Source organism: Massilia haematophila (genome assembly GCF_042647645.1).
GTDB classification, from domain to species: domain Bacteria; phylum Pseudomonadota; class Gammaproteobacteria; order Burkholderiales; family Burkholderiaceae_D; genus Telluria; species Telluria haematophila.
Map to the genome: position 1 here is coordinate 4,448,682 of NZ_JBHRVV010000001.1, position 13,917 is coordinate 4,462,598.

Here is a 13,917-nt window from a genome sequence, read left to right on the forward strand (position 1 = left end):
CGGTGGGCGCCCTGTGCCCACGCGTTTAATAACAAGCATGAACACAGTCGCCCAGCCCATTACCCCTTCAGCGTCTGCTCCAATACGTGCAGTTCGTGGTTGCACTCGGCGTTCTTCTGGCGGTCCTGGGCAATTTTGCGTACCGCGTGCAGCACGGTGGTGTGGTCGCGGCCGCCGAACAGTTCGCCGATCTCCGGCAGGCTCTTCTGGGTCAGCTCCTTGGCCAGGTACATGGCGATCTGGCGCGGGCGGGCGATGTTCGCCGGGCGGCGCTTCGAATACATGTCGGCGACCTTGATGTTGAAGAAGTCGGCCACCGTCTTCTGGATGTTCTCCACCGAAATCTGCCGGTTCTGCACCGACAGCAGGTCCTTCAGCGCTTCCTTCACGATGTCGATCGTGATGTCCTTGCCGTGGAAACGCGAGTAGGCCAGGATCTTGCGCAGCGCGCCTTCCAGTTCGCGCACGTTCGAGCGCAGGTGTTTCGCCACGAAGAAGGCGACGTCGTCCGACAGGGTCACGCCCTCGGATTGCGCTTTTTTGAGCAGGATCGCCACCCGCATTTCCAGTTCCGGCGGCTCGATCGCGACCGTCAGGCCGGAGTCGAAGCGCGAGATCAGGCGATCATCCATGCCGGTGATCTCTTTCGGATAGGTGTCGGAGGTGATGATGATCTGCTTCTTTGCCGCGATCAGCGCCTCGAACGCATAGAAGAACTCTTCCTGCGTACGGCTCTTGCCACCGAAGAATTGAATATCGTCGATGAGGAGCATGTCGAGCGAGTGATAGTAATGCTTGAAGTCGTCGAAGCCCTTGCGTTGATAGGCGGTGACGACGTCGCGCACGTACTGCTCGGCGTGGATGTAGCGGATGCGCGCGCCCGGCTGGTCGGCCATGACCTGGTTGCCGATCGCGTGGATCAAGTGGGTCTTACCGAGGCCGACGCCGCCGTAGAAGAACAGCGGGTTGTACGACACGCCCGGGTTGTTGGCGACCTGGATCGCGGCGGCGCGCGCCAGCTGGTTGGCCTTACCGGTCACGAAACTGTCGAAGGTCAGGTCCGGGTTGATGCGGCTCTGCTCGCGCTTCGGCGAGTTGGCGATGTTCAGGTTCGGCTGGGGTTCCGGCGCGGCCGACATCGGCCGCAGTTCGCCCGGCTCGGCGCTGTGGGCGGGCGCGGGGCGCACCTCGGGCTTCTTCGGCGCGTTCTTCGGGTCGAGCACGAACTGCACCTCGACCGGGGCTTCCCAGTACTGGCAGGCGAGGGCGGTAATACGGTTGGCGAACTGCGTCTTTACCCAGTCGAGCTTGAAACGGTTGGGCGCCGCAATGCGCAGCTTGCCGTCCTCGTAATCGAGGACGACGAGCGGTTTGATCCACGCGCTGTATTGTTGCGGCGTCAGCTCGAGCTCCAGCTGCGCGGAAGCGGTCTGCCAAAAGTTTTCCATGTGTGCGGCTTATTGATACGTAACACGCTATTTTACCTGTCTTCGCGAAAGTTATCCACAGGTGAGCCGCGATTTTTCGCGCAGCGCTGGGGATAAAAGCAAAGTTATCTACATACGGAAACAACAGGCGCCTTGACAGCGGGTTGGCAAGTAGGGTCTAATTCAGGGTTCCCTGTCCGCCCGCCTGTTCAGCCCTCTCCGGATGGTTGAGAAATGCACGGACTAGCTGTGGCGTGACGCTGGCTTAACGTAGCGAACTGTCATTGGCGCCGATTCCTGACGAACAGACGTCAGACCCGATTTTGCATACTATTTTGCTTTAAGCGAGACCACCATGAAACGTACTTACCAACCTTCCGTCGTTCGTCGCAAGCGTACGCACGGCTTCCGCGCACGTATGGCTACCCGTGGTGGCCGCCAGGTTCTGAACGCACGCCGCGCCAAGGGCCGCAAGCGTCTGGCTGTCTAAGCCAGTCGCGCCCCGGTCGACCGCGGTCACATGACAGGCGAAGGTTCGCACGACTTCGCGCGCGCTCGGCGCATTCTGAAAACGGATGAATTTTCATCCGTTTTTCGTTTGCGGCCCACGCAAAAATCCGCGCATTTCGTGCTCTACACCCGCCCCAGCCCGCTACCGCATGCGCGGCTGGGCATCGTCGCGGCCAAGCGCTTCGCGCCGCGCGCGGTTACCCGCAACACCATCAAGCGCATCACGCGCGAACTGTTCCGTACCAGCGAACTGCAGTCGCTCGACTGCATCGTGCGCCTGGCGCGTCCGGTGAATACCAAGGACGGACCGGCCACCACGACGGCGCTCAAGCGCCTGCTGCGCGCGGAACTGTCGCGCCTGCTCGCCTCGCAGCGGCCGCGCAAGCCGGCGAAAACGTCGCCTGCACCGGTGCAGCCGGTTCCTTCATCATCATGAAGATCCTGCTCATCTGGATCGTGCGTGCCTACCGGCTCGTGCTGTCCCCGATGCTCGGGCAGAACTGCCGTTTCTATCCTTCCTGTTCCTGCTATGCCATCGAGGCGCTCCAGACCCATGGCGCGCTGCGCGGCAGCTGGCTGACGGTGCGCCGCCTCGGCCGCTGCCATCCCTGGAACGAAGGCGGGCTCGATCCCGTGCCGCCCGCGCGGCACAAGCATTCTCACTCAGCCGCTTGCGGTTGCAACCACTCCTGACGAATACCTCAATGGAAATCAACAAACGTACCATTCTGTGGATTGTCTTCGCCGTCTCGCTTGTCGTCCTCTGGAACAACTGGATGGTGTCGAACGGTAAGCAGTCGATGTTCTCGCCGGCGCCGCCGGCCAAGGTCGCCGAGGCTCCGGTCAACGGCGCCAACGGCACCGCCGGCGTTCCCGCCGCCCCTAGCCAGCCAGGCGCCGTGCCGAACGACGCAGCCGGCCAGCCCGCTGCCCCGGCGCCTGCGCGCACCGAGCGCATCACCATCACCACCGACGTGGTGAAGGCCGAGATCGACACCCTGGGCGGCGTGATCCGCCGCCTCGAGCTGCTGCAGTACCCGGACCACTTCGACAAGACGAAGAACCAGGTGCTGTTCAACGTCTCGGGCAACAACGTCTACCTGGGCCAGACCGGCCTGACCGGCGGCGTCATGCCGAACCACGCCACGCCTTTCGTGGCGCGTCCGGGCGTGCGCACCATCGACGGCAACAACCAGGTGCAGCTCGTCCTCGAAGCCGAGCAGGGCGGCGTGAAGCTGACCAAGACCCTCACCTTCAAGCGCGGCGACTACGTGATCGACGTGCGCCACGACGTGACCAACCTGACCGCGGCGCCGATCCAGCCTGCGCTCTACCTGCAGCTGCAGCACGACGGCAACAAGCCGCCGGGCGACTCCTGGTTCACCCCGAGCTTCACCGGCCCGACCCTGTGGACCCCGGAAGACAAGTACCAGAAGCTGAGCTTCGAGAACATCGAGAAGAACAAGGCCGAGCACTCGACCAAGGCCAACGGCGGCTGGGTCGCGATCTCGCAGCACTTCTTCGTGTCGGCTTTCATCCCGGCCGATAACACCCCGCGCGACATCTTCACCAAGAAAATTGCGACCAACCTGTACGCGATCGGCACCGTCCAGCCGCTGGGCAGCGTGGCGCCGGGCGCGACCGTCTCGAATACCGCGCGCCTGTACTCGGGCCCGCAGGACGAGAAGAAGCTCGAGACCATCACCCCGGGCCTGGAACTGGTCAAGGACTACGGCATGTTCGCGATCATCGCCAAGCCGCTGTTCTGGATCATGGACCACATCCACCAGCTGCTGGGCAACTGGGGCTGGACCATCATTGCCTTCACGATCCTGATCAAGCTGGCCTTCTTCCCGCTGTCGGCCGCCGGCTACCGCAGCATGGCGAAGATGCGCGTGGTGACGCCGAAGATGCAGGCGATCCGCGAGCGCTACAAGAACGACCCGGCCAAGATGCAGCAGGCCACCATGGAGCTGTACAAGTCGGAGAAGATCAACCCGCTGGGCGGCTGCCTGCCGATCCTGGTGCAGATGCCGGTGTTCCTGGCCCTCTACTACGTGCTGCAGGCCTCGGTCGAGATGCGCGGCGCGCCGTGGATCGGCTGGATCACCGACCTGACCCAGCCCGACCCGTGGTTCATCCTGCCGGTGCTGTACGCGATCTCGATGTTCGTCACCGCCAAGCTGAACCCGCAGCCGGCCGACCCGATGCAGGCGAAGATGATGCTGTTCATGCCGCTGGCGTTCTCGGTCATGTTCGTGTTCTTCCCGTCGGGCCTGGTCCTGTACTGGGTGGTCAACAACCTGGTGTCGATCGCGCAGCAGTGGGTCATCACCAAGAAGTTCGAGCCGAAGAAGTAATCCATTTCTGCTTCAGCAAAAGCCCGTGGAAAACCACGGGCTTTTTTTATCATCTACAATTTCCGCATGAAGCTTGATACCTCCCCCATCGCCGCCATCGCCACCGCACCGGGGCGCGGCGGCATCGGCGTCGTCCGCGCCTCGGGCAAGGCGCTCGGTCCCCTGATCGCGTCGCTGTTCCCGGGCACCCAACTGGCGCCGCGCCACGCCACCTATATCCCGTTCAAGTCCGCAGACGGTTCCGTGATCGACCAGGGCCTGGCCCTGTACTTCAAGGCCCCGCATTCCTACACCGGCGAAGACGTGCTCGAGCTGCAGGGCCACGGCGGCCCGGTAGTGCTGCAGATGCTGCTGGCGCGGGTGCTGGAAGCGGGCACGGAACATGGCCTGCGCCTGGCCGAGCCGGGCGAATTCACGCGCCGCGCCTACCTCAACGACAAGCTCGACCTGGCCCAGGCCGAGGCCGTGGCCGACCTGATCGACGCCTCGACCGAAGCGGCGGCGAAGTCGGCCTCGCAGTCGCTGTCGGGCGCCTTCTCGCAAGTCGTGCACCGCCTGGTCGAGCAGACCATCAACTTGCGCATGCTGGTCGAGGCCACGCTCGACTTCCCGGAAGAGGAAATCGACTTCCTGGAAAAATCGAACGCGCGCGGCCAGTTGGCCGGCATCATCGACTCGCTGGAACACGTGTTCCGCCAGGCGGCGCAAGGCGCCCTGCTGCGCGAAGGCCTGAACGTCGTGCTGGTCGGGCAACCGAACGTCGGTAAGTCCTCACTTCTGAACGCGCTGGCCGGGGCCGAGGTCGCGATCGTCACGCCGATCGCCGGCACCACCCGCGACAAGGTCAGCGAGACTATCCAGATCGAAGGCATTCCGCTGAACATCATCGACACCGCGGGCATTCGCGCGATCGACGAGGGCATCGACGTGGTCGAGCGCATCGGCATCGAGCGCACCTGGAGCGAAGTCGGCAAGGCCGACGTGATCCTGCACCTGCTCGACGCCAACCTGGGCCCGAGCGCCGAAGACGAGCGAATCGTCGCAGCCTTCCCGGCCGGCGTGCCGGTGGTGCGCATCTGGAACAAGATCGACCTGTCGGGGCACCGCGCCACGGTCGAGCAGGCGGCGGACGCGACCCACATCTACCTGTCGGCCAACGAAAAGACGGGCATCGACCTGCTGCGCGCGGAACTGCTGCGCATCGCCGGCTGGCAGCAGACGGGCGAGTCGCTGTACCTGGCGCGCGAGCGTCACCTGATCGCCCTGCGCGCCGCGCGCAAGCACCTGGATGTGGCTGCCCAGCACGCGGCGCAGGACGACCAGTCGCTGGACCTGTTCGCGGAAGAGCTGCGCCTGGCGCAGGATCAGCTGTCGAGCATTACGGGCGAGTTCACGCCGGATGATCTGCTGGGGGTGATCTTCAGCAGGTTCTGTATCGGTAAATAACCGCTCGGTTTCTCGTAGGGTGGGCACTTGTGCCCACGCGGTCTCACCATTCACATATCTGCGCTTTTATCGACGGCTACGATCGGCGGCGCCTCGTCATTGAAGCTACGACCGCGTGGGCACGGGTGCCCACCCTACAAGAGCTGGTAATGTTCGTCGGGTGAGACCGCGTGGGCTCGAGAGCCCACCCTACAAAAGCGATACCACCCGCCGCGCGCACGCGGGCTCCTGCCGCTTCATGCTAGGCTCTGCCTGAACCCTCAGGAGCCCCCATGACCGATCCCCACGCACGCCGCCGGCGCACCTTGCTGGCAACCCTGGCCGTTTCCGGCGCGGCCCTGCTGGCTTCCTGCGCCAGCATGCTCGGCCCGCGCGAAGTCGACGTGCCGCTGTGGAAGCTGCAGGCCAGCCTCGACCGCCGCTTCCCGGTGGACAACCGCCTGCTCGAATTGTTCGACGTGCGCCTGACGCGCCCGCAGCTGGCGGTGCACGAGGGGGACCGCGTCTCGCTTACCGTCGACGCCCGCCTGGCCCAATCCCTGCTGCGCGAACCGCTCGCCGGCAGCCTGGTGTTTTCCGGACGCCTGTACGTCGATCCAGCCCGCAGCGGCGTCTTCATGGCCGAGCCGCGCATCGAGCGCTTCGCCATCGGCGGCATGGACAACCTGGTGCAGCGCCAGCTGACGCGCGCCGCCAACGGCCTGATGGACACACTGGTCGTCGACATCCCCGTGTATACCTTCCGCATGGAAGAGCTGCGCTATGCCGGCGTGCAGTACGTGCCGACCCGGATCGCCACCACGGCAAACGGGCTGCGTATCTCGCTCGAACCCTTGCTCGAACCGGCCCGACAACCCTGAGCGTCCACTGCCACGCCGGTATCGCACAAGGCCGCGCACGATTGGCGTCAGGCATGAATTTATTGTCAATAATGCTATGATTTCCGCAGATGACAACGCTGGCGCGGACGCCGCGTGTGGCGGGTGGAGAAGGTGTTGCACAGTTGCCGCAAGGGAGAGATTCCTTGACAACGACGTTGCGGACGCGCCGGGTTCGGCGCACACTGGACGCCGAATTGCTGTGGCAGCGTTGCCGGTACGGGCTTCTGGATTGCGCTTCCTCATGCCCGGAATGTTCCGCTGAAGTAATCTTGCTTTACGGATTGATGTGCTGCGGTTGGGGGTGAATCTTGGAAACGATACAAGAGAGTTTGCCGAACGAAAGCGTGATGGCGGAGCCAATGACGGCGACAGCGGCGCGGGCGATGCCCACGCGCCTGAGCCTGCCGGCGAAGGGATCCTGCTGGTATTGCGAAAAGCCGCTCGACAGCGTGCGCCGCTTCTGCGGCAAGGGCTGTGCCGACTCGTTCGACGAAGAAGCCGAATACACGCGCTGACACGCGCCCCTGCCGGGGGCCGGCATGTCCGCATGGCGGCGGCGCCGGCCGCGCCATGTCAGGGATATCGTCTTTGATGGTGGGGCCGGTCCCCGGGCCTCGTGCTTCCGGTTCCGCACCGGATGCTCTGCAAGAAGTGTTAAGTGTTAAGTGGCCACGTTGGCCCGTCCGGGCCGGTCGAGCAGTGCCAGTGCGCGCTCGAAATCGAAGTCCGCGACCGCGGCGGCAAGCGCGCCGTAGGTTGCTTCCCCCAATTCCCCGACCAGGACCGCGCGCGCCTGCTCGACCAGGTCGACGGCTTCGCCGTCGCCGATGTCGAGCAGGGCGCGCAGGCGGCTCACCGTATCGTCGCTGCGCGCGTGGCGCGGCGCCGGCACGGCGGCTTCGGCCAGTTCCGTCATCGTGTCGAGTTCGCGCAGCACATGCGCCAGCTCGGCATCGAGACGCAGGAACAGGGGTGAAATGGCGGGCGCAGCGGAATCCTGGGAGAGGGCGGCGCGCAGCGCATCGTCGAGCGCCAGCGCGGCCGCATGCAGCGAACGTGCCTCGATCAGCCCGGCCGCACCCTTGAGCGTGTGCGCCAGGCGCTGGGCCAGTGCCGGGTTGCCGGTGTCGATGGCGGTGCGGATCGCGGCGCCGGCGCTGCGGTAGTCGAGACGAAAGCGCGCCAGCGCGCGCAGGTAGACCGGACGGTTGCCCATCAGGCGCTCGACGCCGGCCTCGACATCGACCAGCGGCGCGGACGTCGCGCCCGTTCCCGCCGGCGCTAATGTAGCCGGATCCGGCTTATTCATCTCGCCTGTTCACCGCAGCTTAGCGGGCCGTCGTGAACGACCAGTTGCGGCTGACCGCGGAGCCGTCGACGGTGCCGGCGAAGGTGACGTCGTAAGTGGTGTTGGCCGCCAGCGGCGACAGCGGCACGATCGCGGCCGACGATTTCCCGGTGTGGGTGTCGTTCGCATTGCTCAGCAGGCGCGTTGGCAGGTCGCCGCCGCCGCGTGGGCGTAGCGTGAAGGTCTGCACCGTGACCGGGGCGTTGATGTTGGCGTGCACGCTGATCGGATAGCCGACTTCGTTGCGGTCCGGTACCGGGTCGGGCGACTCGGTGTCGCTGAAGAAGTTGCGCGGCACGGCGGTCTGGGCATCGAAGGGCCAGACCGCGACCTGGCCGCGCGCCAGGGTGGTCGCATAGCCGTTGCTGGCGCCGAAGTTGGCGGTGAAATAGCTGCGGCCGTTCGTGGCGGTCGCCGAACCGGTGCCGATTTCCCTGAATGCGGGCTCGAAGATGACGAAACGGTGATAGACCGCGGTGATCAGCTCCTCGGCCATGTATTGGCCGGAGCTGCTGTTTGCCGCCGAGATCACCTCGCCAAAGGCAGCGGGGCGGACCAGCACGTAGTTGGCAGCGGCCAGGCGGTCGGAAAGGGTGACGCCGGTGAATCCCTGTTTTCCCGCGACCTGTTCGTGCGAAATCACATTGTTGATACGCTGGTAGTCGGAGTGACCTTGCGCCGCGATGTCGATCACCGTGCTGTGGGTGAGCGCGGACAAGCCGGCCTGGGTGCGCCGGTAGTTCAGCCATACGCGGCCGTCGAGTGCGATGTTGCCGGTCAGCGTGGGTGCGCCGGGTTGCGTCGGCGTGTCCGCGACCGGCGGGGCCGGGGTGAGCGGGTCGGGAACGATGGCGCCTCCGGGCGGCGTATTGCCGGTGGGCGGCGCGCTCGGAGCCGGGCTGTCGCTGCCGCCGCCGCCGCCGCAGGCGGCCAGGGCCAGGGCGGTGACGCATCCCGCCAGTATTGTCCGCGCGCGCAGCAATTCGCTCATCCGTAACTCCTGATATAAATCAATTCGTGGTTGCACATTCTAGGGCAAATCCACAATGCATGACTCCCGGCGCCGTGCGCGACCATGGTGCTCTTGCCACGGTAGAATACGGCCATCCTTACCACGTCCGGACATCAATTGAACCAGCCCCGACCCAAGCGCCTGGCGCGCGCCAAGTTTGCCCTGCCCAGTTTCGTCACCTTGCTGTCGATTGCCTGCGGTTTCGGCAGTATCGTCATCTCGGTCGACAACGCCCAGGTCGGCGCACCGGGCGACTTCCGCCTGGCCGCCATCCTGCTGGTGCTGGCCGGCGTGTTCGACGCGCTCGACGGCTTCGTGGCGCGCGCCACCAATACCCAGTCCAGCTTCGGCGTCCAGCTCGATTCGATCGCCGACGTGATGAACTTCGGCTGCGCGCCCGGCCTGCTGCTGTACTGCTACGGCTTTGCCCAGCTGGGCGCGGCGCACCCGACCATCGTGCGCATGGGCGGCCTGGCCTGCTTCATCTTCGTTGCCTGCGGCGCGCTGCGCCTGGCGCGCTTCAACGTCTCGGTCGGCAAGACCGACCCGCGCTACTTCGTCGGCATGCCGATCACGGCCGGCGCGGCCTGCGTCGCCTCGGTCGTCGTTGCCTGGCCCGATCCGGTGGTCACCAACGCCCAGGCCTTTGCCGTGATGGCGCTGATGGTCGCCGTCGGCACCCTGATGGTCTCGACCGTAAGGTTTCCTAGCAGCAAGCAAAAACTGACCAAGGGAATGTACATCGTCCTGGCGGTGGCGGTTCTGCTGCTGATCATATTGCAGACACGCTTTTTCGTACTCTTCTTCCTGCTCTACATCTGCGCGACCCTGCTGCTGAACATTGCATGGCACGGCGGCTGGCGCGGCATTGCGCCGCCGAAGGTCTACGACGAGGACGAGTCCACCGCTTAAGCGAACTTGTCGAGCAGGGCGGCCAGGAACGCCACAGTGTCGTAGGGTGGGCACTCCGTGCCCACGCGTCAAGCGCGTGACCGCTAGCCACATGCAGTAATGTGCCGCTCGCAACGTGTGCGATGGATGCAACCTGGACGGGGTTGGCGTTAGCGGGCGATTAGCTCCAGCCAACGCGAAAGGATAGGCACGTAATGCGTGGGCACAGGGTGCCCACCCTACGAACTGCCTAAGAGCGCCTGTCAGCCGCTCAGGCAAACTTGTCGAGCAGGGCGGCCAACCGCGCCGCCGTCGCGCGTGCGTCCTCGAGACTGCCGGCCTGCTCGCTGTGGGTCACGACCGTTGCCGTGAGCAACTGAACGAAGGAGCGGTCGAGCGCCTTGCGCGCCGCTGCCATCTGCTGGGCGACGGCGTCGCAGTCCGAGGGCTCGGCCGCCAGCGCGATCAGTTTCTGTACCCCGCGCAGCTGGCCCTCGATGCGGGCCAGGCGGTTGAGCAGGTCTTTCTTCTGCTGCCCCGTCAGCGCGCGCCCCTCGACGATCTTGACGCTTTCCGCCATGGCGACCTCAGGCCACTTCGTGCCCGCGCGCCGCGCGCAGGATCGCAAACCAGTCGTCGCGCGCCAGCGTGACGCCGGTGGCCGCGACCGCGGCGGCCACCGATTCGATGCGGCCGCTGCCGGTCAGCGGAACCGGACGGCTCGGCAGCGCCATGATCCAGGCGAACACCACGCTGGCAAACGACTGGCCAAGGCGGTCGGCCACGTCCTGGATGGTGGCGCGCAGCTTGACGATGTGCGGATCGCTCGATGTGAACAGGCGTCCGCCGCCGAGCGGCGACCAGATCATCGGCGCCACGCCCAGGTCCTGCAGGCCGTCGAAGGTTTCGTCGAACATCGGCGCCGTGTGCAGCGGCGAGAACTCGACCTGGTTGGTGGCCAGCGGCACGCGCCGGTTCAGGGCCTCGAACTGGTGGCGGGTGAAGTTCGACACGCCGACATGGCGCACCTTGCCGTCGCGCTGCAGGCGGGTGAAGGCCTCGGCGACCTCGTCGAAGTTCATCAGCGGATCGGGACGGTGGATCAGCAGCAGGTCGAGCCGGTCGGTGCCGAGCTGGCGCAGCGAGGCTTCGGCCGAGGCGACGATATGCTCGACACTGGTGTCGTAGTGCTGGATCGTGTGCGCCGGGCGGTTCGAGGACACCAGCTTGATGCCGCACTTGCTGACGATCTCGATCCGGTCGCGCAGCGAGGGGCGTTCGCGCAGGGCTTCGCCGAACAGGGTCTCGACGCCGTAGTCGCCGTAGATGTCGGCGTGGTCGAAACTCGTCACTCCGAGCGCAATGCATTCCTCGATGAAGGCGACGCGCGACGACACCGGCATCTTCCATTCGCCCATGCGCCACATGCCGGCGACGATGCGCGACAGTTCGAGGCCATCGCGGCGGGTGGCGATGCGGGGGCAGGTGGTGGAAGCTTGGGACATCGGCGGCTTTCTTGCATTTACGGTAACGAGGCATTATAGCGACCGCGTGCGGGATGCGCCGGACCGTAGGGTCGACAGTTGTAGGGTGGACACCTGTGTCCACGCTGTCTCATCGGTTTAGATACGGCGCCATACGATCTCATGGCAATCGATGATCAGCCGCCGTACCGCGTGGGCACAGGTGTCTACCCTACGAAAACCCGTAACCCGGCGGTCAAAACAAAAACGCCCGCCGGGCGAACCGGGCGGGCGTCGTTGCACGCGAATAAAACGCTTACTTCATCCAGAGGCGCAGCGAGTCCCAGGCGCGCCCGAAGATCGAGGCTTCCGGCACTTCTTCCAGCGCCACGACCGGCAGTACCAGCAGCGGCTTGCCGTCGACCATCATCTTCAGCGTGCCGACGCGGCCGTTCTTCGCCAGCGGGGCGACCAGCGGGTCCTTGCGCTCGAGCACAGGCTTGAGCTTGCCGGCGACGCCTTTCGGCACCGTCACCAGGACGTCGTTGGTGAAGCCGACCTTCACGTTCGATTGCGAACCCTTCCACACTTCCGGCGTGGCCACGGCCTGGCCCTTCGCGTACAGCTTGACCGTGTCGAAGTTCTGGAAGCCCCAGTTCAGCAGCTTCTGGCTTTCCTGGGTACGCGCGCTGTCCGAGTTGGCGCCGGACAGCACCGAGATCAGGCGGCGTTCGCCGCTGTTGCCGTTCGGACGGCGCGCGGAGGCGATCATGCTGTAGCCCGAGGCGTCGGTGTGGCCGGTCTTCATGCCGTCCACGGTCGGGTCCAGCCACAGCAGGCGGTTGCGGTTCTGTTGGGTGATCTTGTTGTAGGTGAACTGCTTGACCGAGTCGATCTTGTAGAACTCGGGGAAGTCGCGGATCACGTGGGTGGCCAGGCTGGCCAGGTCCTGCGCGGTCGAATAGTTGTCCGGGCTCGGCAGGCCGTGCGGGTTGGCGAACTTGGTGTTCTTCAGACCCATGCGCTGCGCTTCGCGGTTCATCAGGGTGACGAAGGTGCCTTCGTCGCCGGCGACCGCTTCGGCCAGCGCGACCGCGGCGTCGTTACCCGACTGCACCATCAGGCCATGCAGCAGGTCGTTGATGCTGACCGGGGTCGCCGGATCGATGAACATCTTCGAGCTGCTCGAGTCGACTTTCCAGGCGCGGGTCGAGACATTGACCATCTGCTCCAGGGTCAGCTTCTTGTCGCGGATCGCCTGGAAGGTGACGTAGGCCGTCATGATCTTGGTCAGCGATGCCGGTTCGATCCGCAGGTTCGGGTCCTGGGCCGCGATGACCTGGCCGCTGGTGGCGTCGAGCAGCAGCCACGATTTCGCTGCGATTTGAGGCGCGGGCACGCTTTGCGCGCTGGCCGAGATCATGACCAGGCTGGCGGCCACGGCTGCAATCAGTTTCTTCATGGGAACTAAAGTCTCAATCTAGGGGTGGGTGAAGCGCAGGCAATGTGAGTACACACATTGCCTGGAGTCAAAGAAGGGACTCATTATAGGCCAGTGCCGCCGCGAACAAAACACTCTTCAATTAGTCTTAATACACGCTTAATTGTTGCGATCCCACATCTGAATCACGAGATTCTTGATCGGGTTGAGGCGGCGGTGGAAGAAGTGGTCGGCGCCCGGGATCACGATCACCGGGATTTCCAGCGGCCGCGCCCAGTCGAACACCATCTGCAGGGTGATGGTGTCGTCCTGCTCGCCGTGGATCAGGATGGTGTCTTCCGGCACGCTCGGCATCGGCCATTTGCCGGCGGCGGTGCCGACCAGCACCATGCGCTGGATTGACTTGCCCTCCGCGGCCAGGCGCGCCTGCAGTTGCGCCTGCACGAAGGTGCCGAACGAAAAGCCGGACAGCGCCACCGGCAGGCCAGGATACTGTTCCTGCATGTGCTCGAGCATGACCTGCATGTCGTCGACCTCGCCGTGGCCGCGGTCATGCTCGCCTTCGGACTCGCCCACGCCGCGGAAATTGAAGCGCGCCGTCGCATAGCCGAGCGTTACGAAGGTGCGCGCCAGCGTCTGCGTGACCTTGTTTTCCATGGTGCCGCCGTACAGCGGGTGCGGGTGGGCCACCAGCGCGATGCCGCGCGGGGCCTCTTCCGGCAGGTCGAGCAAACACTCCATCTTGCCGGCGTGGCCGGTCAGGTAAAATTTTTTCGAAAACTTGTTCATATCAAAATCAGATCTTCAGGCGCTCGACAATTTCGCCCTTCAGGATGTGGCTGTCGATGATGTCGTCGATGTCCGTGGTGTCGACATAGGTGTACCAGGTGCCCTGCGGGTAGATCACCACGACCGGGCCTTCCTCGCAGCGCTCCAGGCAGCCGGCCTGGTTGATGCGTACCTTGCCCGGCTGGTTCAGGCCGAGCTGCTTGATGCGCTTTTTCGCATGCTTCTGCGCGACCTCGGCGCCGGCCTTGCCGCAGCTCTGGCGGCAATTCTCGCCTTCGCGCACATTCATGCAGAAAAAGACGTGGTGTTCGTAGAAAGGTTTCTCGTCATTCATATCGTTCTCGTCCTG

The 13,917-nt window shown here is 64.8% G+C and carries 16 protein-coding genes; 8 read left to right on the plus strand and 8 right to left on the minus strand.

Annotated features, from left to right (window positions below; translation table 11 throughout):
* Positions 1–59: 59 nt before the first annotated feature.
* Positions 60–1,448 (minus strand): chromosomal replication initiator protein DnaA, encoded by a 1,389-nt coding sequence (gene dnaA, locus ACFOPH_RS19705; RefSeq protein WP_312548677.1) that lies wholly within the window; start codon positions 1,446–1,448, stop codon positions 60–62.
* 334 nt (positions 1,449–1,782) lie between these two features.
* Between dnaA and rpmH the strand changes: the two genes are divergently transcribed.
* The 7 genes from rpmH (at position 1,783) to ACFOPH_RS19740 (ending at position 7,139) form a co-directional block, all read left to right on the plus strand.
* On the plus strand, positions 1,783–1,917 hold the full coding sequence (rpmH, locus tag ACFOPH_RS19710; RefSeq protein WP_040378179.1) for a 50S ribosomal protein L34: 135 nt from the start codon (positions 1,783–1,785) through the stop codon (positions 1,915–1,917).
* A 30-nt stretch (positions 1,918–1,947) separates the two neighbouring features.
* Entirely contained in the window at positions 1,948–2,373 is a 426-nt protein-coding gene (gene rnpA / locus ACFOPH_RS19715) for a ribonuclease P protein component (protein WP_312548676.1), read from the plus strand.
* Positions 2,370–2,630 (plus strand): membrane protein insertion efficiency factor YidD, encoded by a 261-nt coding sequence (gene yidD, locus ACFOPH_RS19720; protein WP_312548675.1) that lies wholly within the window; start codon positions 2,370–2,372, stop codon positions 2,628–2,630. The genes rnpA and yidD overlap by 4 nt, the downstream gene beginning before the upstream one ends.
* 11 nt (positions 2,631–2,641) lie before the next feature.
* Positions 2,642–4,297 carry a membrane protein insertase YidC gene (gene yidC / locus ACFOPH_RS19725; RefSeq protein WP_312548674.1) on the plus strand — a complete coding sequence of 552 codons (1,656 nt, stop codon included), beginning with the start codon at positions 2,642–2,644 and terminating at the stop codon, positions 4,295–4,297.
* Between the two features lie 66 nt (positions 4,298–4,363).
* Positions 4,364–5,743: a tRNA uridine-5-carboxymethylaminomethyl(34) synthesis GTPase MnmE gene (mnmE, locus tag ACFOPH_RS19730; RefSeq protein WP_312548673.1), complete on the plus strand. Its 1,380-nt coding sequence runs from the start codon at positions 4,364–4,366 to the stop codon at positions 5,741–5,743.
* A 272-nt stretch (positions 5,744–6,015) separates the two neighbouring features.
* On the plus strand, positions 6,016–6,603 hold the full coding sequence (locus tag ACFOPH_RS19735; RefSeq protein ID WP_312548672.1) for a DUF1439 domain-containing protein: 588 nt from the start codon (positions 6,016–6,018) through the stop codon (positions 6,601–6,603).
* A gap of 380 nt (positions 6,604–6,983) precedes the next feature.
* The gene (locus ACFOPH_RS19740; protein ID WP_379737017.1) at positions 6,984–7,139 is read left to right on the plus strand and encodes a hypothetical protein; all 156 of its coding nucleotides are present in this window, start codon (positions 6,984–6,986) and stop codon (positions 7,137–7,139) included.
* Positions 7,140–7,285: 146 nt separating this feature from the next.
* On the opposite strand, the gene ACFOPH_RS19745 is transcribed toward ACFOPH_RS19740, so the two are convergent.
* Entirely contained in the window at positions 7,286–7,933 is a 648-nt protein-coding gene (locus tag ACFOPH_RS19745; protein ID WP_379737018.1) for an Hpt domain-containing protein, read from the minus strand.
* Positions 7,934–7,952: 19 nt separating this feature from the next.
* The gene (locus ACFOPH_RS19750; RefSeq protein ID WP_312548669.1) at positions 7,953–8,963 is read right to left on the minus strand and encodes a CAP domain-containing protein; all 1,011 of its coding nucleotides are present in this window, start codon (positions 8,961–8,963) and stop codon (positions 7,953–7,955) included.
* A 138-nt stretch (positions 8,964–9,101) separates the two neighbouring features.
* Between ACFOPH_RS19750 and pssA the strand changes: the two genes are divergently transcribed.
* Positions 9,102–9,896 (plus strand): CDP-diacylglycerol--serine O-phosphatidyltransferase, encoded by a 795-nt coding sequence (gene pssA, locus ACFOPH_RS19755; protein WP_379737019.1) that lies wholly within the window; start codon positions 9,102–9,104, stop codon positions 9,894–9,896.
* Between the two features lie 250 nt (positions 9,897–10,146).
* Here the strand turns inward: pssA and ACFOPH_RS19760 are convergent, their stop codons facing one another.
* The 5 genes from ACFOPH_RS19760 to ACFOPH_RS19780 all read right to left on the minus strand — a co-directional run bounded on the left by ACFOPH_RS19760 (position 10,147) and on the right by ACFOPH_RS19780 (position 13,902).
* Positions 10,147–10,455, minus strand: coding sequence for a metal-sensitive transcriptional regulator (locus tag ACFOPH_RS19760; protein ID WP_312548666.1), 309 nt, complete (start codon positions 10,453–10,455; stop codon positions 10,147–10,149).
* Positions 10,456–10,462: 7 nt separating this feature from the next.
* On the minus strand, positions 10,463–11,380 hold the full coding sequence (locus tag ACFOPH_RS19765) for an aldo/keto reductase (RefSeq protein WP_379737020.1): 918 nt from the start codon (positions 11,378–11,380) through the stop codon (positions 10,463–10,465).
* Between the two features lie 274 nt (positions 11,381–11,654).
* A complete protein-coding gene (locus tag ACFOPH_RS19770; RefSeq protein WP_312548664.1) occupies positions 11,655–12,800 on the minus strand; it encodes a D-alanyl-D-alanine carboxypeptidase family protein in 1,146 nt (381 codons plus the stop codon).
* Between the two features lie 138 nt (positions 12,801–12,938).
* The gene (locus tag ACFOPH_RS19775; RefSeq protein WP_312548663.1) at positions 12,939–13,568 is read right to left on the minus strand and encodes an alpha/beta hydrolase; all 630 of its coding nucleotides are present in this window, start codon (positions 13,566–13,568) and stop codon (positions 12,939–12,941) included.
* 7 nt (positions 13,569–13,575) lie between these two features.
* Positions 13,576–13,902 carry a (2Fe-2S) ferredoxin domain-containing protein gene (locus tag ACFOPH_RS19780; protein WP_379737021.1) on the minus strand — a complete coding sequence of 109 codons (327 nt, stop codon included), beginning with the start codon at positions 13,900–13,902 and terminating at the stop codon, positions 13,576–13,578.
* Positions 13,903–13,917 lie beyond the last annotated feature (15 nt).